This is a genomic window from Chromatiaceae bacterium, assembly GCA_016714645.1.
Classification (GTDB): domain Bacteria; phylum Pseudomonadota; class Gammaproteobacteria; order Chromatiales; family Chromatiaceae; genus M0108.
In genome coordinates this window covers 1-25,866 of sequence record JADKCI010000006.1, presented here as the reverse complement: position 1 = coordinate 25,866, position 25,866 = coordinate 1, and the positions used below count along the sequence as shown (strand labels likewise).

Sequence of the window (25,866 nt, the reverse complement as noted above, 5' to 3'; positions counted from 1 at the left end):
CGGCGCGTGGGGAGTTAGGGATGAATGACAGCCCGGTTTCAACGCGATTTTAACTCCGGCTGGAGAATTCTGGGGGTAACGAAGATGAGCAATTCATTGTTGGTTTCCTTGCGAGAATCATTCTTAAACAGATTACCAACGATCGGCAGGTTGCCAAGCCAGGGTACCTGCTCTTTGCTCGTGAACCGGGAACGCTCGAAGACGCCGCCCAGAACGACTGTCTCGCCATTATCGACGAGGACATTGGTTTCGACGGCCCTTTTATTGATGTAGGGATTACCTTCGACTTTCAAGGCCTCGTCGGCCTCGTTCTTGGTCACCCTCAAGGCCATGAGGATGCGATTGTCGGGGGTGATGTGGGGGGTCACGGTCAGCTTGAGGGTGGCATCCTGATACTTGACGGTGGGCGGGTCGTTTTGGGTGCCCGGGGTGACGACGGGGACCTGCTGGCCCACCTCGATCTCGGCCTTCTGCTTATCGGAGGTAATGACCCGGGGATTCGAGATGATCTCCCCCCGCCCTTCCTGTTGCATGGCGGAAAGTTCGAGCTGTAGCAGATAGCTGCCAATCTTGCCGATGAGGAAGTTGATCGCGCTGGTAGGATTGGCGGCGGGTAAATCGACCATCAGGGGCACCGTGTCATCGACGGTGGTCCCCCAATAATCGTCACCCACCAGGGTACCCGGGCGGCCACCATAAATTTCATTGAAATCCCCCTTGTTCTCGTTGACCTGGAGACGATTGGCGCCGAAACGCACACCCAGTTCCCGGGCGAAATTATCGGAGGCGATGACGACGCGTGATTCGATCATGACCTGGCGCATGGGCACATCCAGGCGGGCGACGAGCAGGCGAATCTGTTCAAGTTTATCCGCCGTGTCCTGGACCAGGAGGGTGTTGGTGCGCTCATCGGCGGTGACGCTGCCTCGGCTGGAGAGGAGTCCCCGCACCTGGGACTCGTCCCTTTCCCCCTGGACCTCGCCCTGCTGGAAGCCAACCGTGCCCTTGGTTACCTGCTGGGTCTCCAATAACTTGGCGATCTCGGTGGCCTTGGCGTAATTGATCTGGATATGCTCGGTCCGCAGGGGGACCAAATCTTCGATCTTTTGCGTCGCCGCCAACTCCTGCTCCTCGCGGGCCATGACCTCCTCGGTGGGGCCAATCATGATGACATTACCCTTCTGGCGCATGGTCAAGCCCTTGGACTGGAGGATGATATCCAAGGCCTGATCCCAGGGCACGTTCTTGAGGCGCAGAGTGACATTGCCCTTGACGGAATCGCTGGCGACCAGGTTGAGCCCGGTAAAGTCCGCCAAGAGCTGCAGCACGGCGCGGACCTCGATGTCCTGGAAATTGAGGGTTAACCGATCGCCACTGAAGGTGATCTGGTCCCGCTTTTTCCGATCCTGCTGCTCCTGGGTGAGGGTGCGGAATTCAATCGTAAAGAGTTCGTTAACCTGATAGGCCAGATATTCGTAATCCTTGGTGGGCTGGATGGTGATGGCGACGTCGCGCCCCTGGGGGCGGGACTCAACGGCGACGACGGGGGTGCCGAAATCCACCACGTCCAGCCGGCGGCGCAGACGCGCCGGCAAGGAGGTATCCAGGACCTCGACGACCACCTTGCCCCCCTGCTCCGCGACGGTGGCGCGGCTATCCGGCCTGGGCAGTTTCACCAGGACCCGGCCCTCCCCGGCCGGGCCCCGCTGGAAGTCGATACCCCGCAGTTCGCGGCCCGCGACCGCGCTGGGCCGCGAGCTGGGCTGGACGGAGGCTGAGGGGACGGCCAGGGACGCGGTGACGGATTCGTTGATGGCGATGCTGATCCGATCACCCCGGCTTTCGACCCGATAGGGCACGGAAGTGGCGAGATTGACGACGACCCGGGTGCGGCCCTCGGCATCCAGGGCCATCAGGCTCTGGACCGGCCCCACGTCGATCGCCACGTTTTTGCGTGGCAATTCACTGGTGACCCCGGGGAGATCGAGGACGATGCGCGCCGGCGACTCGGTGGAGAAGTCCCGGGGGGCGGCGACGGCCTCGGTGAGCACCAACTCGATGCGGACCTGGTTGCCGGGCAGGGAGGCGAATTCCACGTCCTTGAGGGCGGCCGCCAGGCCGCTGGCCGGCCAGGCCAGGCTCATGATCAGGAGCCAGTGCCCAGTCAGGCGCGCAACCACACCCCTGGCCGGGGTGGGCCCTGATCGCCGGCTCCTCATGAGTGACAGCAACTGCATCTATGTTCCGTGCCCTGGGGCCGCCTATTTTACCCGCTTCCCGTCCTGAGTCAGGGCCAGGGATGCCTCGCGCTCCATCCAGCGCCCCGCGCCATCCTGGATCAGTTCAATGAGGTCGATCCTCTGCTCCGTGATCCGGATGACCCGGCCATGATTCTGGCCCAGATAACTGCCGACCGCTACGCGATGGAGCGTCTTGTCCTCCCGGGCCAAGACCAGGCCCCAGATGCCGCCATCCTGCTGCAAGATGCCCTGCATGAGCAAGCTATCGAGGGCAAATCGCTCCAAATTCTCCCGAGGCCGATTGGGGTCCGGGGCCATGCCACCGGAGTCCGGGGGCTCCGGGGTGCTAATGGCGGCCGTCTCCTTATCCATGAGGAAGGGGTCGCGGCGCTGACCCGGATCGTAAGGAAAGCCTTCGACCAAGACGTAATCCGGCAGGGGGGCGATCGGCGGTGGCCGTCGCAGCAGGATCTGGTTGGCGTAGTCTTCCAGATCGGTCAGATCGGGATTACCGCAACTGGCCAGCCCCAGCGCCGCGACGCTCAGGACGGAGTGCAAGGCCATCCGTGCCCCGGGGCTCATGGCTTAGCTTTTCCCGGCGGCCCCGCCTTGCCGCCCTTCTTGGTCCCCTGACCCTTTTTGGTCTCCTCGTCCTCGATGTAGCGGTAGGTCTTGACCGTGGCGTGCATGCGCAGCTTGCTGGCCGTCGTGGCACCGCGGACATCCTTTTCCAGGGAGGAGATGACGACATCCTGGACGGTGACGATCCGCGGCAAGGCCGCGAGGCCACTGACGAATCGGCCCAGGTCGTGATAGGTGCCGGTCACCTCCACCTGAATGGGCAGTTCGGCGTAGAAACTCTTGGAAACCTCCCCGGCTGGTCGGAACAGGTCGAATTCCAGCCCCGCCGCCAGCCCGGTCTGGGAGACATCCACCAAGAGGGCCGCGATCTCGGCGCTGCCGGGTAGTTGCCTGAGCAGGTCAGTCAAAAACTCTTCGATTTGGACCAACTGTTCCTGATGGATCTCCAGATTGGCCGCTAAGCGTTGCTTGGTCTCGAAACTCGCCCTGAGTTCGGTTTCCCGTGCCTCGACCCGGGTCAGGTTATCTAATTGATCCAAAGTGATGAACCAGTACCAACCTCCCGCCACGACACCACACAGAAAGACGACGAGGACAGCCTTGGCTACCACCGGCCAATCGCCGATGTTGCCGAGATCCAGCTCCTTGAGTTGGTTGAGATCCATGATGGGCCAAGGTCCGTGCCAGCCTTCAGGCCGGGGCCTTGTCCTCCTCCGGTTTCGGCGCCGGCGGCCGTTGCTGCTGGAACTGCAACTCGAATTGGCTCAGACCCCTATCCGATTTATCCTGATCCTTGATGATGGTGAGGGTGGGGTTGGTGATCCAGGCCGATGCCTTGATGTTGCGCATCAGATCCGAGATACGACCGTAGGATTGGGCGCGACCCTCCAGTACCACATTGCGACCACTCTGCTTGATCCCGGTAAGGAAGACGCCGTCAGGGATGGCGGTGACGATCTCGTCGAAGAGATGCACCACCTCCGGCCGGATGTACTGCAACTCCTGGATGATATCCCTTCGCGCGAGCAGGTCCGCCTTTTTCTTTTCGATCTCCTTGATCTCTTTTATCTTACTGTCAAGCTTGGTGATCTCGGCAGTCAGGAAGGCATTGCGGGACTCCTGGGCCAGGATCAGGCCGTCGATGACAAAATAACTGGCCATGGTGGCACCCAGGGTGACCAGCATGGCGATCATGCCATGGATGACAAAGAGACGTTTTTGGTGTTGCCGCCTGGCCTCGCGCCAAGGCAGGAGGTTGAGGCGCACCATCTAGTCGAACCCGCGCAAGGCCAGGCCAACGGCGACGGCCAGAGCGGGACCCTGGCGGTGGATCAACTGGATCCCAACCTTGGGCCCCAGCGTCATATGGATAAAGGGGTTGGCGATGTAGGCCGTGATCCCCAGGCTCTCCCCGATCACCCGATCGAGACCAGGGAGTCCGGCCACGCCCCCGGCGAGGAGAATCTGATCCGCCGACCTGGAGGCGGTGGAGGAATAAAAGAACTGCAGGGCCCGGCCGATTTGTTGGGCCAGGGCGGCCGAAAAGGGGTCACGCACCTCGCTGGCAAAGGACGCGGGCAGATCCTTCTCGATGACGCGGCGCCGGGCCTCCTCGGGGGTCAGGTCATAGCGGTGCTGAACTTCCTCGAACAACTGGGCGGCGGCAAAGCCTTGCTCGCGGGTAAAGAGGGTGCGGCCCTGGCGCATCACCTGAATGCGCATGGCGTCCGCGCCGATGTCGGCGATAGCGATGGTCTGGCCCTGGCCTTGGGCACCGAGGGCCAGAATACAGGCGTTCTCGAGGGCGTAGGGCTCCACATCGATAATGCTCGCCTTGAGACCCGCGATTTCCAGGGCAATGATCAGGTTGATGGCGATTTCGTGCCGGGCCGCGGCGAGCAGCACATCCACTTCACCCGGGGTAACCGCGGGGCCCAGCACGGTAAAATCGATATCGACTTCTTCCAGGGGGTAAGGGATATATTGGTCCGCGTCCATCGTGATTTGATTTTCCATCTCCTCGTCGACGAGACCGGCGGGCAAGGTGATGACCTTGGTGATGGCGGCGGCACCGGGCATGGCGACGGCGGCGGCCTTGGCGCGGCTCCCGGAGCGGGCGACCGCCTTGCGGATGGCCTCGCCCACCAACTGGGGGTCGGCGATCTTTCTCTCGGCGATGGCGCCGGGCGGTAAGGGTTCGAGCGCGCAGCTTTCCACCTGGTAGGTGTGGGCGGAACCGGCCCCGGCTTGGGAGAGTTCGATCAGCTTGACGGCGGTCGAGCCGATATCCAATCCCAGGAGCGGCGCCTTCTTGCGGCCAAAGCCAAGGCTGAACATGGATGGAAGACGTATATTTCAGGCGTTGGGGAGGTTGAGTAGGGATTAAGTAGCCAATGGTGAACAATATATCCTAAATCCTGCAAGTAGGGTTCTCGGCGCCCAGCAATTCTCATTTTGGCTCCGGCGCGCTAGGAGCCTGTCCGACTTAAGGTTCGCATCCAGCGCCTGCGGCCGGTTGTGGTAAAAATGACAGGCTTGATGGGGCTCACAAGCACGAAAATGGGCCTTTTTTCCATAACAATGAGTTATCTTGCCGCTTTTCCTATCCTTTAAGCGCAAAAAGGCGCTTCAGGTTCCATCCCAGACACACCAACGCCCACTCGCCCTGCACCGCCGCGAGGCCGCGCAGCAGGAATTGGCGGAAGCCCTGCACCTGCTTGATGATGCCGAAGACGGTCTCGACCGTGGCCTTGCGCTGAGCGTGGCGGGCCTTGCCGGCGCGGGTGCGCAGCCGATGGGCATTGGCCTCGGCCGGTGTCATCTGACTCTCGGGGGCGGGCGGGTCGTCGGCGAGCCGCTCGGCCAGGGGCGGGTTGTGCCGCTGGCGCCCTTGGGGGATATAGGGGTCGATGCCGGCGGTCGCGCAGTGATTGAGGTTCGCTTCGCTGTGATAGCCGGTGTCGGCGAGCAGGGCTTCGACCGTGCCGAGGACCTCGGGCAGGGCCGTGAGACGCTCCAGGGCCGGGGCGACCTCCTGCTGGTCGTTGGGGTGATCGGTGACGTGCGGCGCGACGATCAGATGCGTCTCGGTATCGACGCCGGCCTGGGCGTGGTAGGCCTGCTCGAAGCCGCCGCCGGCGGTAGGCATGATGCGCGACTCGACATCGGTGAGGCTGACCTGAACCTTGGGCCCGGGGCCCGGCTCGGGCGCCTTGGGCGGCTTGCCGCCCGGCGGCTTGCCGGTGCGCTCGGCCCGCGCTTGGCGCGCGGCGAGCTTGCGCTCGTACTCGGCTTGCTCGGCCGCGAAGCGCGCTTGCGCACGGGCCTCGATTTCTTCCTTAGCCGTGACGATGACGGCCAGGCGTTGCGCGCGCCGCTTCAGCTCCAGCGGGATATCGAGCTGCTCCGGCAGCGGTGGGTTGTCGGCCTGCTCGGCGAGGCGCATCAGCTCAGTGACCTCGCCCTGGCTGTTCCTCCAGGCGGTTGGCATGCTCCCAGCTCAACGCCTGGTGCTTACTGGCGTTGGCCTTTCATCTTGGTGCCGTCCAGACTGACCGTGCCGAGTTTGACCAACCCCATCGCCTGAGCGATGAGCGGTGGTCGGGGTGGGTGTTGGCGCAGAGGTAGCGAAACGCGATCGAGTCGTACGTCGCCTGTGCCAGCTTGCGGCGGGAGAACACGCCGGTGGCGTAGCCGTAAAACAACAACGCCACCCGCATCGCCGGATGGTAGGGCCGCGAGCCGGTGCCGGCGTAGGCGCCAACCAGGTGACTTAGGTCGAGCTGATCAACGATCTCGACCACGAACCGCGCCAGATGGTCTTCGGGCAGGTACTGTCCGCGCGAACCCAGACCCTAATTGTACCCGGGTTGAGGCCCGATAAGTCGGACAGACTCCTAGCGCACAAAATGTCGTATTGACGTCCTTGCCATCCGCCGGCCAGGGGTCTAATCTCAAGCCGTTGCCAGGCAGCCCTGCCGGCGCCAACCCCCGACCATGATTCGCGACCGCCAGGAGCCATTGCCCATGTCCAGTCATTACGGTTGGCCGTTGCGGGGTTCAAAAACCCTTGGTTTTCTGGCGGCCTTCCTGCTGGTGCTGGCCGGTACCGGCCAGAACCCCCGGCCGGTCAGTGCCGCGGAACCCTATCCCGCCGATTTCGATCCCTTCTACGACTTGCCACTGCCACCGGCCTGGCGGGATACCGCAGACTTCGCTACCACCGCGGAGGCCTTGCGGGAGCAGGTTGCTACCGCCGGCCAGGCCCGGGTCTGGGTGGACCTGCGCCTGCCCGCTGTCGAACCCGACCGCCTGGACGCGGCCCAAGGCACCCAGTGGAAGCAAGACCAGGCGGCGGCCGGGGCGGATTTGCTCGATAGCCTCCCCGATGGCAGCTACCAGCGCCTGGAGGAGCAACCGGGGGTCAACCGCCACGTCCGGTTCGGCACGGCTGCAGGGGTGGCGGACGGCGCGCCTAGCCTCACCCTGGAGGTGGGCGAGGCCGCACTGGCAGGACTCATGGCCTCCGCCCTGGTAGCTGAGGTGCAGGCCAGTTCTGGGGATGCTCGGATCGCTGCTGGGTATTCCCACAGCTTGTATCTCGGGTCCGACGGCAGCCTCTGGGCCTGGGGCTCTAACGCTTTCGGGCAACTGGGTGACGGGACGACCACGGATCGTGCCACGCCCACCCAGGTCCTCACCGACGTTGCCGCCATCACCGCCGGGTATTATCACACCCTGGCCCTCAAGACCGACGGCAGCCTCTGGGCCTGGGGCTATAACGGCTCCGGACAACTGGGCGACGGGACGACCACGGATCGTGCCACGCCCATCCAGGTCCTCACTGAGGTCGCCAACCTGGCCGCTGGGGGTTCTCACACTCTCGCCTTCAAGACCAACGCCAGCCTTTGGGCCTGGGGCGATAACTCATCCGGACAACTGGGCGACGGGACGACCACGAATCGAACCACGCCTACCCAGGTCCTCACCGGAGTTGCCGCCATGGCCGCCGGGTATGAGCACACCCTGGCCCTCAAGATCAACGGCAGCCTCTGGGCCTGGGGCGCGAACTATTATGGGCAACTGGGGGACGGGACGACCACGGATCGTGCCACGCCCACCCAGGTCCTCACCGGGGTCACCAACCTGGCCGCCGGGCAATATCACAGCCTCGCCCTCAAGACCGAAGGCAGCCTCTTGACCTGGGGCTATAACGGCTCCGGACAACTGGGCGACGGGACGACCACGAATCATGCCACGCCCACCCTGGTCCTCACCGGGGTTACCAACCTGGCCGCCGGGCAATATCACACCCTGGCCCTCCTCAAGATCGACGGCAGCCTCTGGGCCTGGGGCTATAACTATTTCGGGCAACTGGGCGACGGGACGACTACAGATCGCACTGCGCCCACCCAGGTCCTGGCCGGGGTCGTCAACCTGGCCGCCGGGGGTCTTCACACCCTGGCCCTCAAGACCGACGGCAGCCTCTGGGCCTGGGGCTATAACGAATACGGGCAACTGGGCGATGGGACGACCACGGATCGTGCCACGCCCACCCTGGTGACTGCCATTGCCATAGACCCGCCGGCCGCACCCACCGACCTCGGGGCCCAAGCCGTTCCACCGACCGGCATTAACTTAACTTGGACGGATGCCAGCGACAACGAACTGGGCTTCGAGGTCGAACGGCGCAGCGGCACGGGGGCCTGGACCCCGATGACGACCACGGGAGCCAATACGACCGAATACGCCGATGCCGGTCTGAGCGATGACGTGACTTATGGTTACCGGGTGCGGGCCTACAACACGGCGGGCGCCTCCGCTTACACCCCGGAAGTGACTGCGACCCTGCCGCTCAACGCGCCCAGCGGCCTGGGTGCGAACGCCGTCTCCGACACCCGCATCGACCTGACCTGGACCGATAACAGCGCCGGCGAAACCGCCTATCGCCTCGAGCGCAAGACCGGCACCAATGGCACCTGGGCCGAGATCGCCACCCTGGGCCCAAACGTCACCACCTACGCCGACACCGGTCTCGCGTCCCCGGTCACCTATGTCTATCGGGTCCGCGCCGCCAACACGGTGGGCTATTCCGACTATTCCAACGAGGCGACGGCCACCACCCTAATTCTCGTCACCGCCACGGCGGAGGCCAATGGCAGCATCAGCCCGGCCAGCCAGACGGTGGCCCACGGCGCCACCACCACCTTCACCGTCACCCCCAATACGGGCTACATCGCCAGCGTCACGGGTTGCGGCGGCAGCCTGGTCGACACCACCTACACCACCGGTCCCATCACCGCCACCTGCGCGGTCAACGCCACCTTTACCCCGATCAGCTACACCGTCACCGCCAGCGCCGGGGCCAACGGCACCATCAGCCCGGCCAGCCAGACGGTGGCCCACGGCGCTACCACCACCTTCACCGTCACGCCCGACACCGGCTACAGCATTGGCACAGTAAGTGGCTGCGAGGGCAGCCTGTCCGGCGCCACCTACACCACCGGTGCCATCACCGGCGACTGCGCGGTCAACGCCACCTTTACCCCGATCAGCTACACCGTCACCGCCAGCGCCGGGGCCAACGGCACCATCAGCCCGGCCAGCCGGACGGTGGCCCACGGCGCTACCACCACCTTCACCGTTACCCCCAATACGGGTTACATCGCCAGCGTCACGGGTTGCGGCGGCAGTCTGTCCGGCACCACCTACACCACCGATCCCATCACCGCCACCTGCGCGGTCAACGCCACCTTTACCCCGATCAGCTACCCCGTCACCGCCAGCGCCGGGGCCAACGGCACCATCAGCCCGGCCAGCCAGACGGTGGCCCACGGCGCTACCACCACCTTCACCGTTACCCCCAATACGGGTTACATCGCCAGCGTCACGGGTTGCGGCGGCAGTCTGTCCGGCACCACCTACACCACCGATCCCATCACCGCCACCTGCGCGGTCAACGCCACCTTTACCCGGATCAGCTACACCGTCACCGCCAGCGCCGGGGCCAACGGCACCATCAGCCCGGCCAGCCGGACGGTGGCCCACGGCGCTACCACCACCTTCACCGTTACCCCAATACGGGTTACATCGCCAGCGTCACGGGTTGCGGCGGCAGTCTGTCCGGCACCACCTACACCACCGATCCCATCACCGCCACCTGCGCGGTCAACGCCACCTTTACCCCGATCAGCTACACCGTCACCGCCAGCGCCGGGGCCAACGGCACCATCAGCCCGGCCAGCCGGACGGTGGCCCACGGCGCTACCACCACCTTCACCGTTACCCCCAATACGGGTTACATCGCCAGCGTCACGGGTTGCGGCGGCAGTCTGTCCGGCACCACCTACACCACCGATCCCATCACCGCCACCTGCGCGGTCAACGCCACCTTTACCCCGATCAGCTACACCGTCACCGCCAGCGCCGGGGCCAACGGCACCATCAGCCCGGCCAGCCGGACGGTGGCCCACGGCGCTACCACCACCTTCACCGTTACCCCCAATACGGGTTACATCGCCAGCGTCACGGGTTGCGGCGGCAGTCTGTCCGGCACCACCTACACCACCGATCCCATCACCGCCACCTGCGCGGTCAACGCCACCTTTACCCCGATCAGCTACACCGTCACCGCCAGCGCCGGGGCCAACGGCACCATCAGCCCGGCCAGCCGGACGGTGGCCCACGGCGCTACCACCACCTTCACCGTTACCCCCAATACGGGTTACATCGCCAGCGTCACGGGTTGCGGCGGCAGTCTGTCCGGCACCACCTACACCACCGATCCCATCACCGCCACCTGCGCGGTCAACGCCACCTTTACCCCGATCAGCTACACCGTCACCGCCAGCGCCGGGGCCAACGGCACCATCAGCCCGGCCAGCCGGACGGTGGCCCACGGCGCTACCACCACCTTCACCGTTACCCCCAATACGGGTTACATCGCCAGCGTCACGGGTTGCGGCGGCAGTCTGTCCGGCACCACCTACACCACCGATCCCATCACCGCCACCTGCGCGGTCAACGCCACCTTTACCCCGATCAGCTACACCGTCACCGCCAGCGCCGGGGCCAACGGCACCATCAGCCCGGCCAGCCGGACGGTGGCCCATGGCGCCACCACCAGCTTCACCGTCACGCCCGACACCGGCTACAGCATTGGCACGGTAAGTGGCTGCGAGGGCAGTCTGGCCGGCGCCACCTACACCACCGGTCCCATCACCGCCCCCTGCGCGGTCAGCGCCAGCTTTGTCCCGGTGGTCATCACCGTGGCCGCCAGCGACAAAACCGCCACCGAGGCCGGGCTCACCACCGGGCGCTACACCATTACCCGCACCGGCGACACCGCCGCCGCCCTCACCCTCGGCTATACCGTGACCGGCACCGCCACCAGCGGTAAAGATTACCTCGCCCCCGGCACCAGCGTCGTCATCCCCGCCGGCAAGACGCGGATTACCAAGGTCCTGACGCCCAAGCAGGATACGCTGCAGGAGTTACCCGAGACCGTCGTCCTGACGCTGAACCCCAGCCCGAACTACACTGTGGGTAACCCGACCAGTGCCACGGTGACGATCACCAGCGATGAGCCGGTGACCCAAACCGTCAGCGTCAGCGCCAGCGATGCCAGCGCCACCGAGGCCGACCTGACCACCGGGCGCTACACCTTCACCCGCGCGGGGAGCATTGCCGCCGCCCTGACGGTTAACTATGGCGTCAGCGGCACCGCCACCGCGGCCGCGACTATACGGCGCTGGGCACCAGCGTCAGCTTCCCGGCCAACGTGGCCAAGGTCACTAAGACGGTTACCCCGCTCCAGGACAGCCGGGTGGAGATCGACGAAAGTATTATCCTGACCTTGGTCGCCGGCACGGGTTATGCCGTGGGGACGTCCGCCAGCGGGACGGTCATCCTGAAGAGCGACGATTAGACCCCGGGGGCCGGCTAGGGAGGGGAGCCCCGCCGTTCCCGCCGTTATAGATCGGGGATCGCGACCCCGTCCAGATAGCCCTCCAGACAATAGGGGTTGAGAAACGGCCGCCGCCAGAGTAACCGTCGCTGGATGCGCGTGGGCAATAGCGCCAGCAACTCCCGCTGGCGGGCCAACTCCTGGTCCAGCGCCCGCGTCGAATCCTGGCCGAACAGCGGGATGTCCAGCAGCGCGGCCGCCTCGAAATAGGTGCCGATGGCGACGCCCGGCTCACTGCGGATGACCCGCCGGAGGGTGAGAGCCCCCACGCCGATGCGCTCGGCCAGCATCTCGCGCGACCAGCCTTTGCGGAGGCGGCCTTCCTCGATCAGGCTACCCAGGAGCCGCAGGGCTTGGCGGGCGATGGGGGAAAGTGGCCGGTTCGCAAGGGGCATCTGTCACTAAATCAATGGCAAGAGGGATAAATGATTAAATTATACCTAAATCCTGCAAGTAAGGTTTTCGGCGCCAGGTGCGCTCCCCTAGGCGTGTTGGGCTAGCAGAAATTCCAGGTTACGTAACTTGACCTTGATGAGGTAACCATGGCCGCGCTGCTCCAGGAACTCGAGCAGCGCGCCATCGAAGAAGCCGCTGTCGGCGCGCAGCACCAGGCGTTGGTGCGCCGGAAACTGGGCGCACAACTGTTCCATGAAGGCGACGATGCCGTTGCTGGTGTAGGCGCTGCCGGTGCGCAGCCAGGCCTGGACAATTTCCTTGGTCGCGGTGCAGAAGGCAGCAGCGGGTGATAGGACAGGGCGCCGCGTTGATGCGGGTTGTAGCCCTTGGCCACCCCTTCCTGGCGACCATGAACGGTCTTGACGGTGGAATCGACGTCGATCCACTTCTGCGTCACGATGCCAAATGCGCGAGCGCCCGGCCCGTGCGGCCCGCGCCCACACCCGCTGGCGCAGGACATGATTCAGGGTCTCCAGTTCACTGACGTGGCGGTCGCGGCCCGCCTTGAACAGCCGCCCGAGGGTGGTTTCATCCGGCACCCGTGGCCAGCCCGCCAGGCGTCGCAACACCTGATTGCTCCACAGGGCGACGCACTGGCGGAGGCTGCGGGCACCGCCGATCAGGCCGATCATCACCAGCACGGCGGCATCGCCCAGGCTATAAACGGCATTCGCGCTTCGCTCATGGTCCACCTGCTGACGAAACAGCGCCCTGAAGCCGAGGTGGCTGAGGAACTGGATCACTGGGGCCAGCCCCCCCTGACTGGTGAGGGCCGGGCCCGCCGCATCAAAGTGGACCTTGGGGGCTTCGAACTGCGCCGACCGGCCGGCTTTTGTGCTATGTTTGCTCATTGAAAGGGTGACTCCTCAGGCTGATGCCTTCAGCGTTTAAATCACTGAGAAGTATATCATTTCTTGTTTCCCGGGGCCTGCGCTTGCAGGATTTAGGTATATAACTTTTCACTGCCGGCGGGCGAAGATTGACGGGGACGGGGCAAGAATGCGCGGGATCTGGGTTAGGGAATAGCCGCCCAGGGCCATTGCGGCCCAGCCAGGCAGGCGGCGGGTACGGCGTCGATGCCCTCGGCCAGCGGCCAGGAGGCGCCATCCCCATGGCAGATCACATAGAGATGGTCCAGCCGCAACTGCTCGCGCGCCGACCGCATCGACGGCGTAACGGCCGGGGACCTCGTCAGTTTGATCTCGAAGCCGAGGCGGCGCCCGTCCTTGATCACCAGCAGATCCAACTCGGCACCGGAATGGACCCCCCAGAAGAAGTATTCGCCACGCTGGGCGCCGGTGCGCCGCAGCACCTGGTGCAGCATAAAACCTTCCCAGGATGCCCCACATTTGGGGTGCGCCAGCAAATCATCGCCGGCGCCAATGCGTAACAGGCTGTGCAGCAAACCCGTATCGGCCACATAGACCTTGGGTGCTTTCACCTCGCGCTTGCCCAGGTTGGTGTGCCAGGGCGGTAAGCGGGTGGCCATGTAAGTTCCCTCCAGGATATCCAGATAGCGGGACAGGGTCTTATCGCTGACACTCAGGGCACGGGCCAGCTCGCTCCCGTTCCAGGTCTGGCCGTGATAATGGGCCAACATGGTCCAGAAACGGCGCAGCGTCAGCGCCGGCAGCTTGATGCCCAGTTGCGGCAGATCCCGTTCCAGATAGGTGCGGATGAAAGACTCGCGCCAATCGCGACTGGCGGCCAGATCCTCCGCCAGCCAGGCGCGGGGGAAACCACCCCGCAACCAGCGCGCATCAATCCAGTCCCGGTCTTGGGCCAGCGGCGCCAATTCATCCAGGGCCAGGCCATCCAGTTCATGAAAGGCGACGCGCCCCGCCAGGCTCTCGGCGGCACCTTTTGTCAGGTCGGGCGATGCGCTCCCCAATAGCAGGAAGCGCGCGGGTAGCCCTGGCCGGTCCGCCAGGACGCGTAACAGGGGAAAGAGGTCGGGCCTGAGTTGGACTTCATCCAGCACGACCAACCCCGTCAGGGGCTTGAGAACGAAGGATGGATCCATGAGACGTGCCTGATCCTCGGGGTCCTCCAGATCGAAATGGCGCACTGACTCGGGCCATTGCCCTGCCAGTTGACGGGCCAGCGTGGTCTTGCCTACCTGCCGGGGGCCCAGAATGGCGACCACGGGGAAGCTATGCAGCAGGCGCAAAAGCCGCTGGAGATGGGCTGGTCTTGCAATCATGTGGGGATTTTACCTGAAATTTCGGAGCAAGACTCCGAGATTTCATGGTACGGCGGCTAGGCCCGGGGATGGCTCAGGCCCTGGGGTTACTTTATGCTAACGTACCCTAATCCCGCCGGAGGTTGAAAGAGCATGCGACAACGCGATCGCGCGGCCGGCCAGCGCCGCTGGCTGGCGGAGGAGACGGCGCGGCTGATGGCGGAACAGGGGATCGCCGAGCCCGAGCGGGCGCGGCGCAAGGTAGCGGAGCGGGCGGGGATCGACAACAGGCGCCTCTTGCCGAGCAATGAGGAGGTTCAGGAGGCCCTGCTGGCCTACCGGCGGCTGTTCTGGCGGCCGGACCAGGCCGCGGCCCTGCTCCATCGCCGCGAGCAGGCCCTGGCGGCCATGCGCCACTTTGCCCGCTTTGGCCCCAGGCTGGTGGGGGGCCTGGCCGATGACTATCCCGACCCCGATCAGCCGGTGCGCCTGCACCTCTTCGCCGAGGCCGTGGACGAGATCGTCCTCGCCCTCCTGAACCAGGGGATCCCCTGGCGGGAACGCCAGGAGCAGCGGCACTTCGCGGATGGGTCGCGGCGCTTTCCGCCCATCCTGACCTTCATCGCCGGGGACACCGCCATTGAGCTGCTGGTGCTACCGACCCTGGCCCGCGGCAATCCACCTCTCGCTACCCGGGATGAAAAACCGGAGCGGGGCCTGGATGAGGCGGGGGTCGAGCGGCTGGTGGCGGAGGCGCGCGCCCTTATAGCGTTGGCGAGATGATGGCGGCGGGGTGGCGAAGTCGCATGCGCGGCTGGCCCTGGTGACGACTAATCCAGCCGTGGACTTCCAGGCGCTGGCCCGTCAGCCGGTTGAGTTGCGCGGTATCGAAATAGGACAGATCCTCCGCATGGATCAGCAATTCCAGCCCGCCCTCCAGCCTGAGGCGCAGGCCGTCACGGTAAGGGCCGACGGACTTGACCCGCCCGGCGATGCGCTCAAAGCCGGCCGTGGAGGATTTGATCCGGCTGGCCTCCAGGGGCGGACGGCTCCAGAGGCCGCGCTTGGCTAGGCGGGCCTTGTCCTCCGCCTCCTTGTAGCAGTCCAGGAATTTCGGGTTGGACGGGAAAGGGCTTTGGTAGGCCAAGCCAAGCGCTATCAATTGCTCGCTGATATTGCGCCCCTGGTCGTCGAAGAGGTGGGCGAGACGGCGGCCATAGCGGTCGCGGCCTTCGCCATCGGCGACGAGGCGCACGCGCCAGCCGCTTGCGGCGAGCATGTCACGCAGGGCGGCGGTGGCCTGGCGGGAGCCGGGATCGTCAGCCTTGCCATCGCGGCCAATCTCGGGGGTATCGATCCCAATGAGGCGCACCCGGGTTTCATCCTTGAGTTCCAGGGTATCGCCATCGATGACCTGGGTGGCGCGGGCGGACTCGGATTGGGCGGGAAGGAGACAAGCGGACCAGGCGGCGAAGGGGTGGAACCCCATCACCAATAGCAAAAACACCGGGATGCGCCTTGGCATCACCGGCCCGCGCGGAGCAGGGGGTACCTCAGCGGCCGTATTTGCGACGGAACTTGTCCACGCGTCCGCCGGTGTCCACGATCTTCTGCTTGCCGGTATAGAAGGGGTGGCAGGCGGAGCAGACTTCCACGTGTAGGTCCTTGCCCAAGGTGGAGCGGGTGCTGAACTGATTACCGCAACTGCAAACGACCTTGGTGTCGCGATACGCGGGATGAATGCCTTCTTTCATGGTGACCCTGACTATCCCCTGAGGGGCTTGATCTTGGAAAACGCGCAAATTTATCACTGACATGGGTTTTCAGCAAGCTTACCGACTCCGCAAGCGGGCAATCCGCCGCATCGCCGGGCCTGGAAGCCTGTCCCCTGCCCCCCTCTCGGGGCGATAAAAAAAGGGCCTCGCCTTGCGGCACAAGCCCTTGCGTTGGTACCGAGGGCCGGATTTGAACCGGCACGGTATTACTACCGTCAGATTTTGAGTCTGATGCGTCTACCAGTTTCGCCACCCCGGCATCGCCTCTGCAGGCAGGTCGTAAGTATAGCCCTTCCCGCTGGCGGGGCAAGGGCCGAATGCGGAGGCGAACGCGGGTGCGTGCGACCGCCAGGAGGCCCTTGCCCCGCGAGAGCTGGGCGCGGCGCGCCGATCCGGCCCCGGTTTCCGGTATCATCCGCGCCATGAAACGCTCGGACTTCCACTTTGATCTACCGCCGGAACTCATCGCCCAGAGGCCCCTGGCGCGGCGCGGGGCCAGCCGGCTCCTCTGTCTGGACGGCCCGAGCGGCCGGGTAGAGGACCGGCTTTTCGCCGCGCTACCGGACCTGCTACGGCCGGGCGACCTGCTGGTCTTCAATGACACGCGCGTCATGCGCGCCCGCCTGTTCGGCCGCAAGGAGAGCGGTGGGCGCCTGGAGATCCTGGTGGAGCGCCTGCTGGGGCCGGACCAGGTCCTGGCCCATGTCCGTGCCAGCAAGTCGCCCAAGCCCGGGAGCCGGCTGCGGCTGGAGTCGGGCGCTGCCCTGGAATGCCTGGGCCGGGAGGGCGAACTCTTCCATCTGCGGGCCCTGGACGCGGACTTTCCCGCCCTCATGGAACGGCACGGCCACATGCCCCTGCCCCCCTACATCCAGCGCCCGGACGAGGTGGCGGACCTGGAGCGCTACCAGACCCTTTACGCCCGCCGCCTGGGGGCGGTGGCCGCCCCCACCGCCGGCCTGCACTTCGACGCGGAGATGCTGGCGCGGCTGGCGGCCCAGGGCATCGCCTCCGCCCACGTCACCCTGCACGTCGGCGCCGGCACCTTTCAGCCGGTGCGGGTGGAGGACCTGGACGAACACCCCATGCACGCGGAGTGGCTGGAGGTGGACGAGGGCGTGTGCGCCCAGGTCGAGCAGGCCCGCGCCCGGGGCGGCCGGGTGGTGGCGGTGGGCACGACCAGCGTGCGCAGCCTGGAGACCGCCGCCGCCCCGGGCACCCTCGCCCCCTATCGCGGCGAGACCCGGCTCTTCATCCGGCCCGGCTACCGCTTCCAGGTGGTGGACGCCATGATTACCAACTTTCACCTGCCCGAGTCCACCCTCCTGATGCTGGTCTCCTCCTTCAGCGGCTATCCGGCCATTATGGCCGCCTACCGCCATGCGGTTAGCGAGGGCTACCGCTTCTTCAGCTACGGCGATGCCATGTTCCTGACCCGGCGGGATTAGCCCCAGGGCTCCAGGCAGCCCAGAAAATCGACGGTGATCCAGGCGCTCACGCCCCACAGGCGGCGGCCTTCCCGTTCCTGGTAAAAGATGACTTGCCGGGCCTGGGGGTGGCCAGGGGCTGGCCAGGGTCGGGTGTGACGGTGGCTCGGCTCGCGCAGCCAGTCGAGGGGCAGGCTGAAGATCTCCGCCACCTCGGCGGGGTCTGGCCTCAGGGCGACCGGCCAGGTGGTGACCAGGCCCACCACGGGGGTCACCCGATAGCCGCTGACGGTCCGGAAGGGGCGCATCTGGCCCAGGACCTGGATGTGGCGGGGGTCCAGGCCGATCTCCTCCTCGGCCTCGCGCAGGGCGGTGGCCACGGGGTCCCGGTCGCCCGGGTCGGCGCGCCCGCCGGGAAAGGCCACCTCGCCGCTATGGCGATCCGCTTCATGCTCGGCGCGACGGATAAACAGCAGGCGCCAGGAGGCGTCCGGGTCCCCCTTAGGGTCGTAACCGGGGCGGATCAGCGGCAGGAGGACGGAGGCGGCCTGGGGCGCGGCCCCCTCGCTGGCGACCTCTTCTTCTAGCGATTCCTCCCGGCCGGCGGCCTGGGCCAGGCAAGCGGCAATGCTGGCGGCGTTAAAGCGACTGGACCACATGGCGGCGATGAAAAGTCCGGATTGCCTCCTCGGCGAATGCGGCGAGGATATTACAATAGCCCTCCCTTCCCAAGCCGTACGCCACCCGACCCGCCCATGACCCCCTTTGTACCCGGCCAGCGCTGGCTCAGCGAGACCCAATCCGAACTCGGACTGGGCCTGGTCACGGCCAGCGAGGGCCGCCAGGTGAGTATCTTCTTTCCCGCCACCGGCGAGACCCGCCGCTATGCCCAGAACAACGCGCCCCTGAGCCGGGTCCTCTTCCAACCCGGGGAACGGGTGCGGGTCCCCGGCGGCGAGGACTTGCGGGTCGTGGCGGTCGAGGAAGCGGCCGGCATCCTCACCTACCAGTGCGAGGACACGGAAGGCCACCCCAGCCGGCTCACCGAGACCCGGATCGATCCCGGTTTGCCGATTAACCGGCCGCGCCAGCGCCTGCTAGCCGCGCGCCTCGACCGTGATGCCTGGTTCAGCCTGCGCTACGAGACCTGGCTGCGGGGGATGGCGGCGGCGGGATCCGAGGTACGGGGCCTGGTGGGGCCCCGGGTCAGCCCCATCCCCCATCAGCTCTATATCGCCACCGAGGTCGCCCGCCACCCGGCCCCCCGGGTGCTGCTGGCGGACGAGGTGGGCCTGGGCAAGACCATCGAGGCGGGCCTCATCCTCCACCAACTGCTCCTCGCCGGGCGGGTGGCGCGGGCCCTGATCCTGGTGCCCGAGCCCCTGCTCCACCAGTGGCTGGTGGAGATGCGGCGGCGCTTCAATCTGCGCTTCGCCCTCTTCGACCGTCAGCGACTGGGGGAGATCGCGACCGGCGGCGACAACCCCTTCCTCACCGAGCCCCAGGCCCTCTGCCCCCTGGAGGGACTGCTGGCCACCCCCGCCGCCGCCCGGGCGGTGCTGGAGGCCGACTGGGACCTGCTGATCCTGGACGAGGCCCATCACCTGCGGTGGAGCCCCACCGAGACCAGCCTGGAATACGACCTGATAGCCGCCATCGCCGCCCAGTCGCCCGGCGTCCTGCTGCTCACGGCCACCCCGGAGCAACTGGGGCGCGCCGGGCACTTCGGCCGCCTGCGCCTGCTTGACCCCCACCGCTGGCGGGACTATGACGCCTTTCTGGCCGAGGAGGCCGGCTATGTCGACATTGCCCAACTGGCGGGACGGCTGCTGGATGGCCAGCCCCTGGCGCCGGCGGACCAGGAAGGCCTGCGGGCCCTGGGGCTGGACACCCTGCCGCCGGAGCGAATCATCGCTGCCCTGCTGGACCGGCACGGCACCAGCCGGGTCTTGTTCCGCAACAGCCGCGCCGCCATCCTGGGCTTCCCCGCGCGCGAGCCCATTCCGCACCCCTTGCCCAACGCGCCCGAGGCCGGGATCGCCAGCCCGATGCCCGGCGCGCCCCCGGAGCACGACTCCGAGCCACCCCTTCGCCCCCTGGTCGAGGCCGAACCCCTGGCCAGCGCGCGCGTCACCTGGCTGGCAGCGACCCTGCGCCAGTTGCGGCCGGAAAAGCTGATTGTCATCTGCGCCCAAGCCGCGACCGCCATCGCCCTGCGCCGCGCCCTGCTGGAACGGGAGGGCATCCATGCCGCCCTCTTCCATGAGGAGCTGGAGATGGTGGAGCGCGACCGGGCCGCCGCCTTCTTCGCCGATTCCGAAGAGGGCGCCCAGGCCCTGATCTGCTCGGAGATCGGCGGCGAGGGCCGCAACTTCCAGTTCGCCCACCACCTGGTGCTGTTCGACCTGCCCCTGAACCCGGACCTGGTGGAGCAGCGCATCGGGCGCCTGGACCGCATCGGCCAGACCCAGACCATCCGCATCCACATCCCCTATCGGGTGGGCGGCCCCGAGGAGACCCTCTATCGCTGGTACCAGGAGGGGCTGAATGCCTTCGCCGCCATCTGCCCGGCGGCGGGGGCGGTTTATGAGCGGCTCGGGGAGCGCCTGCGCGCCCTGCTGACGAGGCCCCAGGCCGATCCCGCCAAGGTGGACGCCCTCATCGCCGCCGCGCGCCGGGAGCGGGAGCGGATCGGTGCCGAGTTGGCGGCCGGGCGTGATCGGCTGCTGGAACTCCACTCCCATCACCCCGAGGTCTCCGCCGCCCTGGTGGACGCCATCAGGGAGCAGGATGCGGACCCGGCCTTGCGGGACTACCTGACCCGCGTCTGGGACAGCTTCGGCATCGACCTGGAGCCGGGGGCGGGTGCGACCCTGGTCCTGCGCCCGGGCGCCCATCGGTTGCAGGAGCGGTTTCCGGAACTGCCCGAGGAGGGCTTGATGGTCACCTTTGACCGCGCCCTGGCCCTGGCCCGGGAGGACCGTGAATTCCTGACCTGGGAACACCCCATGACCCGCGGCGCCATGGCCATGATCCTGGACTCGGACCTGGGGACCTGCGCCCTGACCATCCTGCGCGACCCGGCCCTGCCCACGGGCGGCCTGCTGCTGGAGATGATCCATGTCGCCCAATGCCCGGCGCCCCCGGAACTGGAGATCGGCCGCTTCCTGCCGCCCACCGCCCTGCGCCTGCTCCTGGATGCCGAGGGCCGGGATCGCTCGGCGGACTTCCCCCATCAGCAGCTGCGCGGTCAATGCCTGACCCGCAACCGCCGCCTGGCTCATGCCATCATCCAGGCCAAGACCGCGACCCTGGAGACCATGATGGCGGAGGGCGAACGCCGGGCCGCCCAGGCGGCGGCGGGATTGGAAGTCGCGGCCCGCGCCCGCATGACAGGGGAACTGGATGCCGAGATCGGGCGCTTGCGCGCCCTGGCCCGTGTCAACCCCAACATCCGCGCCGAGGAAATCACGGCCCTGGAGGAACGCCGTGACCGTTTGTCCCGTTACCTGACCCGCGTCCGGCTACATCTGGATGCCCTGAGGCTGGTGGTGGCGGCCTGAACGCGGCGGGTCCGATTGAACCCTACCAGGGTGGCTGGGTCCCAGAGATTACCGCCACCCGCATCCTGACACTCACCAACGAGGTCCCCGTCCCATGATCGAATTGAAGGTAGAAGGCATGACCTGCGGCCACTGCGAGCAGGCGGTGCGCCAGGCCCTGGCGGCGGTCCCCGGGGTAACCGCCGTTCTGGAGGTGGACCGCGGCCAGCAGCGCGCGGCGGTCGAGGGGAACCCGGACCCGACGGCCCTGATCGCGGCGATCAAGGCCGAGGGCTTTCAGGCCCATGTCGCCTGATCCCCTCGGCCTGCCCCCCCGGTCCCGACGTGATGACCGGCCCCTGACCGCCGTCCCGCGGACCTGGCTCCTGGCGGGACTGACGGGGCGTGCCCGCGCCTGGGAGCCCCACCATGGCCGCTGAAATCCGCTTCGGCGTGGGCGGCATGACCTGCGCCAACTGCAGCACTCGGGTGGAGCGGGTGCTGAAGCGCCAGCCGGGCGTCACCGCGGCGGTGGTGAATCTGGCCACCGAGACCGCTATCGTCCACTACGACCAGGCGAGCATCCCGGAGTTGCTCCGTCTCGTCCGGGATGCGGGCTATGTCCCCCAGGAGGCGCACCTGGCCCTGGGGATCGGCGGCATGACCTGCGCCAATTGCAGTGCCCGGGTGGAGCGGGTCCTGGGGCGCTTGCCGGGGGTCATCGAGGCGACGGTCAACCTGGCCACGGAGCAGGCCCAGGTACGTTATCTGCCGGCCATGCTGGCACCGGACGCCATCGCGGCGGCGGTGCGGGGGGCGGGCTATGAGCCCCGAATGGAGGCGGAAGCGGCCCCCGGCACCTTCGATGACGGCCTCGCACGCGACCTGCGGCTGGGGTTGGCCTTCACCCTGCCCCTCCTGATCCTGGCCATGGGGCCCATGCTCTGGATGCCCCTGGGCCACTGGCTGGACGCCCGGCTGGGCTGGCGAGGCCAGGGGCTGCTGCAGATGCTGCTGGCCGCGCCCGTCCTCTTCTGGGCCGGCCGGCGTTTCCTGCGCCACGGCTGGGCGGAGCTGCGCTCCCTGAGCCCCGGCATGAGCAGCCTGGTGATGCTGGGGGGCGGCGCGGCCTTTGGCTATTCCACCCTGGTCCTGCTGGCCCCCGGGAGTTTTCCCCCCCGGCACCGCCCATTTCTATTTCGAGGCGACGGCGGTCATCGTCACCCTCATCCTGCTCGGCAAATGGCTGGAGGGCCGCGCCAAGGGGCGGACCTCGGCGGCCATCCGCCGCCTGGTCGAATTGCGCCCCCTCACGGCGCGGGTCATCCGCGCGGGGTTGGAGCAGGATCTCCCCCTGCAAGCGGTCAACCTGGGCGATCGCGTCATCGTCCGCCCCGGCGAGCGGGTGGCGACGGACGGCGAGGTGGAGAGCGGCGAGAGCTGGGTCGATGAATCCATGCTCACCGGCGAGCCCCTGCCAGTGGCCCGCGGGCCGGGCGACCGCCTGGTCGGCGGCACCCTCAACCAGACCGGCGTCCTCCAGTTCCGCGCCACCAGCCTGGGCGCCGATACGGTGCTGGCGCAAATCATCCGCATGGTCGAGGAGGCCCAGGGGTCGAAACCCCCTATCCAGGCCCTGGCGGACCAGATCGCCGCCATCTTCGTGCCCCTGGTGATGGCGGCGGCCCTGCTGACCTTTGCCGCCTGGCTGGCCTTCGGGCCCGCGCCGGCGCTGCATTACGCCTTTGTCACGGCGGTGAGCGTGCTGGTGGTGGCCTGTCCCTGCGCCATGGGCCTGGCGACGCCCACGGCCATCCTGGTCGGCACCGGCCGTGCCGCCGAGCTGGGCCTGCTCTTTCGCAGCGGCCCGGCCCTGGAGCGCCTCGCCGGCATCGATACCCTAGTCTTTGACAAGACGGGTACCCTGACCCGGGGCCGGCCCGAGGTGACGGAGATCATCGCCCTTGATGGTGACCGGGAGGGCCTGCTGGGGCTGGCGGCGGCGCTGGAGCGCTATAGCCAGCACCCCCTGGCCCGGGCGGTGGTGGCCGCGGCGACGGAGGCCGGGCTCGCGGTTAGGGTCGCCGCCGAGGGGGATGGCAGAGAGGGTGTCGACGGTGGCATCAAGGCTAGCATCAAGACCCCTGCCGCGGGCGTGAGCCTGGAAGAGGTGCCGCAGGCCGCCCTCTCCGGCGCGGGCGCTGTCACCGAGGCCGATCAGGCCATCAGCGATCGGATCGCACACTGGCAGGCCGAGGCTATCGTCACGGAGCCGGGACTGGGCCTGAGCGGCCGGATCAGGGGGGAAGCCGTCGCCATCGGCTCGGCGCGCTACCTGGAGGCCCTGGGCATCGACCTGGCCCCCCTGGCGTCCGCCGTCGTCGAACTGGAGGCCCAGGGCCGCTCCCTCCTCTACCTGGCCCGGGCGGGCCAGCCCCTCGGGCTGATCGGCGTCGCCGACCCCCTGCGGGAGGGCAGCAGCGAGGCCATCGCCAGCCTCAAGGCCCTGGGTTTCGCCACGGCCCTGGTCAGCGGCGATCACGCGGCGGCGGTGGCGGTGGTGGCGCGGCAAACCGGCATCGAGGAGACCTGGGCCGAGGTGCTCCCGGGTGGCAAGGCGGCGATCATCAAGGCCATGCAGGCCCAGGGCCGGCGGGTGGCCTTCGTGGGCGATGGCATCAACGACGCCCCGGCCCTGGCCCAGGCGGAGGTGGGGGTCGCCCTCGGCACCGGGACCGATATCGCCGTGGAGGCCGGGGACCTGGTACTCATGTCCCAGGACCCGCGCGCCATCCCGCGGGCCATCACCCTGGCGCGCCGCACCCTAATGATCATTCGCGGCAACTTCTTCTGGGCCTTTGCCTACAATCTGCTGCTCATTCCCCTGGCGGCGGGGGCCCTCTTCCCCTGGAACGGCTGGTTGCTCAATCCCATGATCGCGGCGGGGGCCATGAGCCTGTCGAGCCTTTTTGTCGTTGGCAACAGCCTGCGGCTGCGGCAATTCATGAGATCCCCGGCATGAACCTCGCGGCGCGCCCTTCGCGGGTCTGCGCTAGACTGTTTCGTCGGTTATCCCTTAGCCCTTGTTATTTTCAGGAAGGACCTGTCCTAACATGCCTCACGCCACCCAGAGCCATCCACGCGGCGGCGGGCGCTTTCCGCTGCTCTCCACCGTTGATTTTCCCGCCGATCTGCGCCGACTGTCCCCGGAAGAGCTCCCTGCCCTGGCGTCGGAACTGCGCGCCTTCCTGGTGGATAGCGTCTCGCGGACCGGTGGCCACCTGGCGGCCGGGCTGGGGGTGGTGGAGCTGACCATCGCCCTGCACTACGTCTTCGAGACCCCGGAAGACCGGCTGATCTGGGACGTGGGCCACCAGGCCTATCCCCACAAGATTCTCACGGGCCGTCGGGAGCGCATGGCGACCCTGCGCCAGGGTGGGGGCCTCTCCGGCTTTCCCAAGCGGAGCGAGAGCGAATATGACACCTTTGGCGTGGGCCATTCCAGCACTTCCATCGGCGCCGCCATGGGCATGGCGACGGCGGCCCGACTCAAGGGGGAGCAGCGCCATGTGATCGCGGTGATCGGCGACGGCGCCCTGGGCGCCGGCATGGCCTTCGAGGCCCTCAATCACGCCGGCTCCACCGACACCGACATGATGGTCATCCTGAATGATAACGAGATGTCCATCTCGCCGCCGGTAGGCGCCATCAGCAATCACCTGGCGCAAATCCTGTCCAGCAAGTTGTACACCAGCGTACGCGAGGGCGGTAAGAGCGCCCTCAAGAACCTGCCGAGCATCCGCCAACTGGTGGGGCGCTGGGAGGAACACATGAAGGGCATGGTCATGCCCAGCACCCTGTTCGAGGAACTCGGCTTTAATTACATAGGGCCCATCGACGGTCACGACATCGATGCCCTGGTCGCCACCCTGCGCAATATGAGGACCATGCGGGGACCGCGCCTGCTCCACATCGTGACGCGCAAGGGCCAGGGCTACGAGCCGGCGGAGGAAAAGCCCGTCGCCTTCCACGGCGTCTCACCCTTCGATTGCGCCACGGGGGCCCTGTCCGGCAAGTCCAGTCATCGCACCTACACCCAGATCTTTGGCGACTGGTTGTGCGACGCCGCCGAACAGGATGCCCGCCTGATTGGCATTACCCCGGCCATGAGCGAGGGCTCGGGCCTGACCTGCTTCGCCCGCCAGTTCCCGGATCGCTACCATGACGTCGGCATCGCCGAGCAGCACGCCCTGACCCTGGCGGCGGGCCTGGCCTGCGAGGGCCTCAAGCCGGTGGTGGCCATCTATTCCACCTTCCTGCAACGGGCCTACGACCAGCTCATCCACGACATCTGCCTCCAGGACCTGGACGTGACCCTGGCGGTGGACCGGGCCGGACTGGTGGGGGCGGACGGGGCGACCCATGCCGGCAGCTTCGACCTGAGTTTCGCCCGTTGCCTGCCGAACCTCATCATCGCCGCCCCCGGGGATGAGAACGACTGCCGGCGCCTGCTACAAACCGCCTTTGAGTATCCGGGCCCCGCCCTGGTGCGTTATCCGCGCGGCTCCGGTCCCGCGGTCAGGATCGAGCCGGGCCTGGTGCCCCTGCCGATCGGCAAGGGCGAGGTGCGCCGGACCGGACGGGACATCGCCATCCTGGCCTTTGGCAGCCGGCTCGCCCCGGCCCTGGCGGCGGGC

Annotated in this window: 18 protein-coding genes, 1 tRNA gene and 2 pseudogenes; 8 read left to right on the top strand and 13 right to left on the bottom strand. The window is 66.9% G+C overall.

Annotated features, from left to right (window positions below; all coding sequences use genetic code 11):
* Positions 1-38: 38 nt before the first annotated feature.
* From IPN92_19745 to IPN92_19720, 6 genes and pseudogenes are all read right to left on the bottom strand, one after another.
* The gene (locus tag IPN92_19745) at positions 39-2,144 is read right to left on the bottom strand and encodes a type IV pilus secretin PilQ (protein ID MBK8640404.1); all 2,106 of its coding nucleotides are present in this window, start codon (positions 2,142-2,144) and stop codon (positions 39-41) included.
* A 117-nt stretch (positions 2,145-2,261) separates the two neighbouring features.
* Entirely contained in the window at positions 2,262-2,804 is a 543-nt protein-coding gene (locus tag IPN92_19740) for a pilus assembly protein PilP (GenBank protein ID MBK8640403.1), read from the bottom strand.
* A 14-nt stretch (positions 2,805-2,818) separates the two neighbouring features.
* On the bottom strand, positions 2,819-3,487 hold the full coding sequence (locus tag IPN92_19735; GenBank protein ID MBK8640402.1) for a type 4a pilus biogenesis protein PilO: 669 nt from the start codon (positions 3,485-3,487) through the stop codon (positions 2,819-2,821).
* A 25-nt stretch (positions 3,488-3,512) separates the two neighbouring features.
* Positions 3,513-4,091, bottom strand: a complete 579-nt coding sequence (locus tag IPN92_19730) for a PilN domain-containing protein (protein MBK8640401.1) — start codon at positions 4,089-4,091, stop codon at positions 3,513-3,515.
* Positions 4,092-5,159: a pilus assembly protein PilM gene (locus IPN92_19725; protein MBK8640400.1), complete on the bottom strand. Its 1,068-nt coding sequence runs from the start codon at positions 5,157-5,159 to the stop codon at positions 4,092-4,094.
* A gap of 265 nt (positions 5,160-5,424) precedes the next feature.
* Positions 5,425-6,673, bottom strand: a pseudogene (locus IPN92_19720) (transposase).
* A 175-nt stretch (positions 6,674-6,848) separates the two neighbouring features.
* On the opposite strand from IPN92_19720, the gene IPN92_19715 reads away from it, so the two are divergent.
* Both IPN92_19715 and IPN92_19710 read left to right on the top strand, forming a co-directional pair.
* Positions 6,849-10,991 carry a fibronectin type III domain-containing protein gene (locus tag IPN92_19715; protein MBK8640399.1) on the top strand — a complete coding sequence of 1,381 codons (4,143 nt, stop codon included), beginning with the start codon at positions 6,849-6,851 and terminating at the stop codon, positions 10,989-10,991.
* Positions 10,925-11,674 carry a hypothetical protein gene (locus IPN92_19710; protein ID MBK8640398.1) on the top strand — a complete coding sequence of 250 codons (750 nt, stop codon included), beginning with the start codon at positions 10,925-10,927 and terminating at the stop codon, positions 11,672-11,674. The genes IPN92_19715 and IPN92_19710 overlap by 67 nt, the downstream gene beginning before the upstream one ends.
* Before the next feature lie 118 nt (positions 11,675-11,792).
* On the opposite strand, the gene IPN92_19705 is transcribed toward IPN92_19710, so the two are convergent.
* The 3 genes from IPN92_19705 to IPN92_19695 form a co-directional block, all read right to left on the bottom strand.
* On the bottom strand, positions 11,793-12,182 hold the full coding sequence (locus IPN92_19705) for a helix-turn-helix transcriptional regulator (GenBank protein ID MBK8640397.1): 390 nt from the start codon (positions 12,180-12,182) through the stop codon (positions 11,793-11,795).
* An 87-nt stretch (positions 12,183-12,269) separates the two neighbouring features.
* Positions 12,270-13,094 (bottom strand): transposase, encoded by an 825-nt coding sequence (locus IPN92_19700; protein MBK8640396.1) that lies wholly within the window; start codon positions 13,092-13,094, stop codon positions 12,270-12,272.
* A 164-nt stretch (positions 13,095-13,258) separates the two neighbouring features.
* Positions 13,259-14,446: an ATP-binding protein gene (locus IPN92_19695; protein MBK8640395.1), complete on the bottom strand. Its 1,188-nt coding sequence runs from the start codon at positions 14,444-14,446 to the stop codon at positions 13,259-13,261.
* Positions 14,447-14,578: 132 nt separating this feature from the next.
* Between IPN92_19695 and IPN92_19690 the strand changes: the two genes are divergently transcribed.
* The gene (locus IPN92_19690; protein ID MBK8640394.1) at positions 14,579-15,208 is read left to right on the top strand and encodes a hypothetical protein; all 630 of its coding nucleotides are present in this window, start codon (positions 14,579-14,581) and stop codon (positions 15,206-15,208) included.
* Here the strand turns inward: IPN92_19690 and IPN92_19685 are convergent.
* From IPN92_19685 to IPN92_19675, 3 genes are all read right to left on the bottom strand, one after another.
* Positions 15,189-15,950 carry a thermonuclease family protein gene (locus IPN92_19685; GenBank protein MBK8640393.1) on the bottom strand — a complete coding sequence of 254 codons (762 nt, stop codon included), beginning with the start codon at positions 15,948-15,950 and terminating at the stop codon, positions 15,189-15,191. The two genes, IPN92_19690 and IPN92_19685, sit on opposite strands and share 20 nt — an antisense overlap.
* A 28-nt stretch (positions 15,951-15,978) precedes the next feature.
* Complete coding sequence (gene rpmE / locus IPN92_19680; protein MBK8640392.1) at positions 15,979-16,179, bottom strand: 50S ribosomal protein L31; 201 nt, start codon at positions 16,177-16,179, stop codon at positions 15,979-15,981.
* Between the two features lie 193 nt (positions 16,180-16,372).
* Positions 16,373-16,459 (bottom strand) — tRNA-Leu (locus IPN92_19675).
* 163 nt (positions 16,460-16,622) lie between these two features.
* Here IPN92_19675 and queA point away from each other — a divergent pair.
* Entirely contained in the window at positions 16,623-17,648 is a 1,026-nt protein-coding gene (gene queA, locus IPN92_19670) for a tRNA preQ1(34) S-adenosylmethionine ribosyltransferase-isomerase QueA (protein ID MBK8640391.1), read from the top strand.
* On the opposite strand, the gene IPN92_19665 is transcribed toward queA, so the two are convergent.
* Entirely contained in the window at positions 17,645-18,286 is a 642-nt protein-coding gene (locus IPN92_19665; GenBank protein ID MBK8640390.1) for a CoA pyrophosphatase, read from the bottom strand. The two genes, queA and IPN92_19665, sit on opposite strands and share 4 nt — an antisense overlap.
* Before the next feature lie 96 nt (positions 18,287-18,382).
* Between IPN92_19665 and rapA the strand changes: the two genes are divergently transcribed.
* The 4 genes and pseudogenes from rapA to dxs all read left to right on the top strand — a co-directional run.
* Positions 18,383-21,190 (top strand): RNA polymerase-associated protein RapA, encoded by a 2,808-nt coding sequence (gene rapA / locus IPN92_19660; protein MBK8640389.1) that lies wholly within the window; start codon positions 18,383-18,385, stop codon positions 21,188-21,190.
* Between the two features lie 94 nt (positions 21,191-21,284).
* Positions 21,285-21,485, top strand: coding sequence for a heavy-metal-associated domain-containing protein (locus IPN92_19655; protein ID MBK8640388.1), 201 nt, complete (start codon positions 21,285-21,287; stop codon positions 21,483-21,485).
* Between the two features lie 113 nt (positions 21,486-21,598).
* Positions 21,599-24,191, top strand: a pseudogene (locus IPN92_19650) (copper-translocating P-type ATPase).
* Positions 24,192-24,282: 91 nt separating this feature from the next.
* Positions 24,283-25,866, top strand: a 1,584-nt coding sequence (gene dxs, locus IPN92_19645; protein MBK8640387.1) for a 1-deoxy-D-xylulose-5-phosphate synthase, incomplete at its 3' end; no start/stop codon positions are given.

Bases quoted from the DNA above. Each gene is read 5' to 3' on its own strand.
- IPN92_19745 (MBK8640404.1), bottom strand. From the start codon at position 2,144: ATGAGCCTGGCCTGGCCGGCCAGCGGCCTGGCGGCCGCCCTCAAGGAC.
- IPN92_19695 (MBK8640395.1), bottom strand. From the start codon at position 14,446: ATGATTGCAAGACCAGCCCATCTCCAGCGGCTTTTGCGCCTGCTGCAT.
- IPN92_19705 (MBK8640397.1), bottom strand. From the start codon at position 12,182: ATGCCCCTTGCGAACCGGCCACTTTCCCCCATCGCCCGCCAAGCCCTG.
- queA (MBK8640391.1), top strand. From the start codon at position 16,623: ATGAAACGCTCGGACTTCCACTTTGATCTACCGCCGGAACTCATCGCC.
- rapA (MBK8640389.1), top strand. From the start codon at position 18,383: ATGACCCCCTTTGTACCCGGCCAGCGCTGGCTCAGCGAGACCCAATCC.
- IPN92_19690 (MBK8640394.1), top strand. From the start codon at position 14,579: ATGCGACAACGCGATCGCGCGGCCGGCCAGCGCCGCTGGCTGGCGGAG.
- IPN92_19665 (MBK8640390.1), bottom strand. From the start codon at position 18,286: ATGTGGTCCAGTCGCTTTAACGCCGCCAGCATTGCCGCTTGCCTGGCC.
- rpmE (MBK8640392.1), bottom strand. From the start codon at position 16,179: ATGAAAGAAGGCATTCATCCCGCGTATCGCGACACCAAGGTCGTTTGC.
- IPN92_19655 (MBK8640388.1), top strand. From the start codon at position 21,285: ATGATCGAATTGAAGGTAGAAGGCATGACCTGCGGCCACTGCGAGCAG.
- IPN92_19725 (MBK8640400.1), bottom strand. From the start codon at position 5,159: ATGTTCAGCCTTGGCTTTGGCCGCAAGAAGGCGCCGCTCCTGGGATTG.
- IPN92_19700 (MBK8640396.1), bottom strand. From the start codon at position 13,094: ATGAGCAAACATAGCACAAAAGCCGGCCGGTCGGCGCAGTTCGAAGCC.
- IPN92_19740 (MBK8640403.1), bottom strand. From the start codon at position 2,804: ATGGCCTTGCACTCCGTCCTGAGCGTCGCGGCGCTGGGGCTGGCCAGT.
- IPN92_19685 (MBK8640393.1), bottom strand. From the start codon at position 15,950: ATGCCAAGGCGCATCCCGGTGTTTTTGCTATTGGTGATGGGGTTCCAC.
- IPN92_19715 (MBK8640399.1), top strand. From the start codon at position 6,849: ATGTCCAGTCATTACGGTTGGCCGTTGCGGGGTTCAAAAACCCTTGGT.
- IPN92_19735 (MBK8640402.1), bottom strand. From the start codon at position 3,487: ATGGATCTCAACCAACTCAAGGAGCTGGATCTCGGCAACATCGGCGAT.
- IPN92_19730 (MBK8640401.1), bottom strand. From the start codon at position 4,091: ATGGTGCGCCTCAACCTCCTGCCTTGGCGCGAGGCCAGGCGGCAACAC.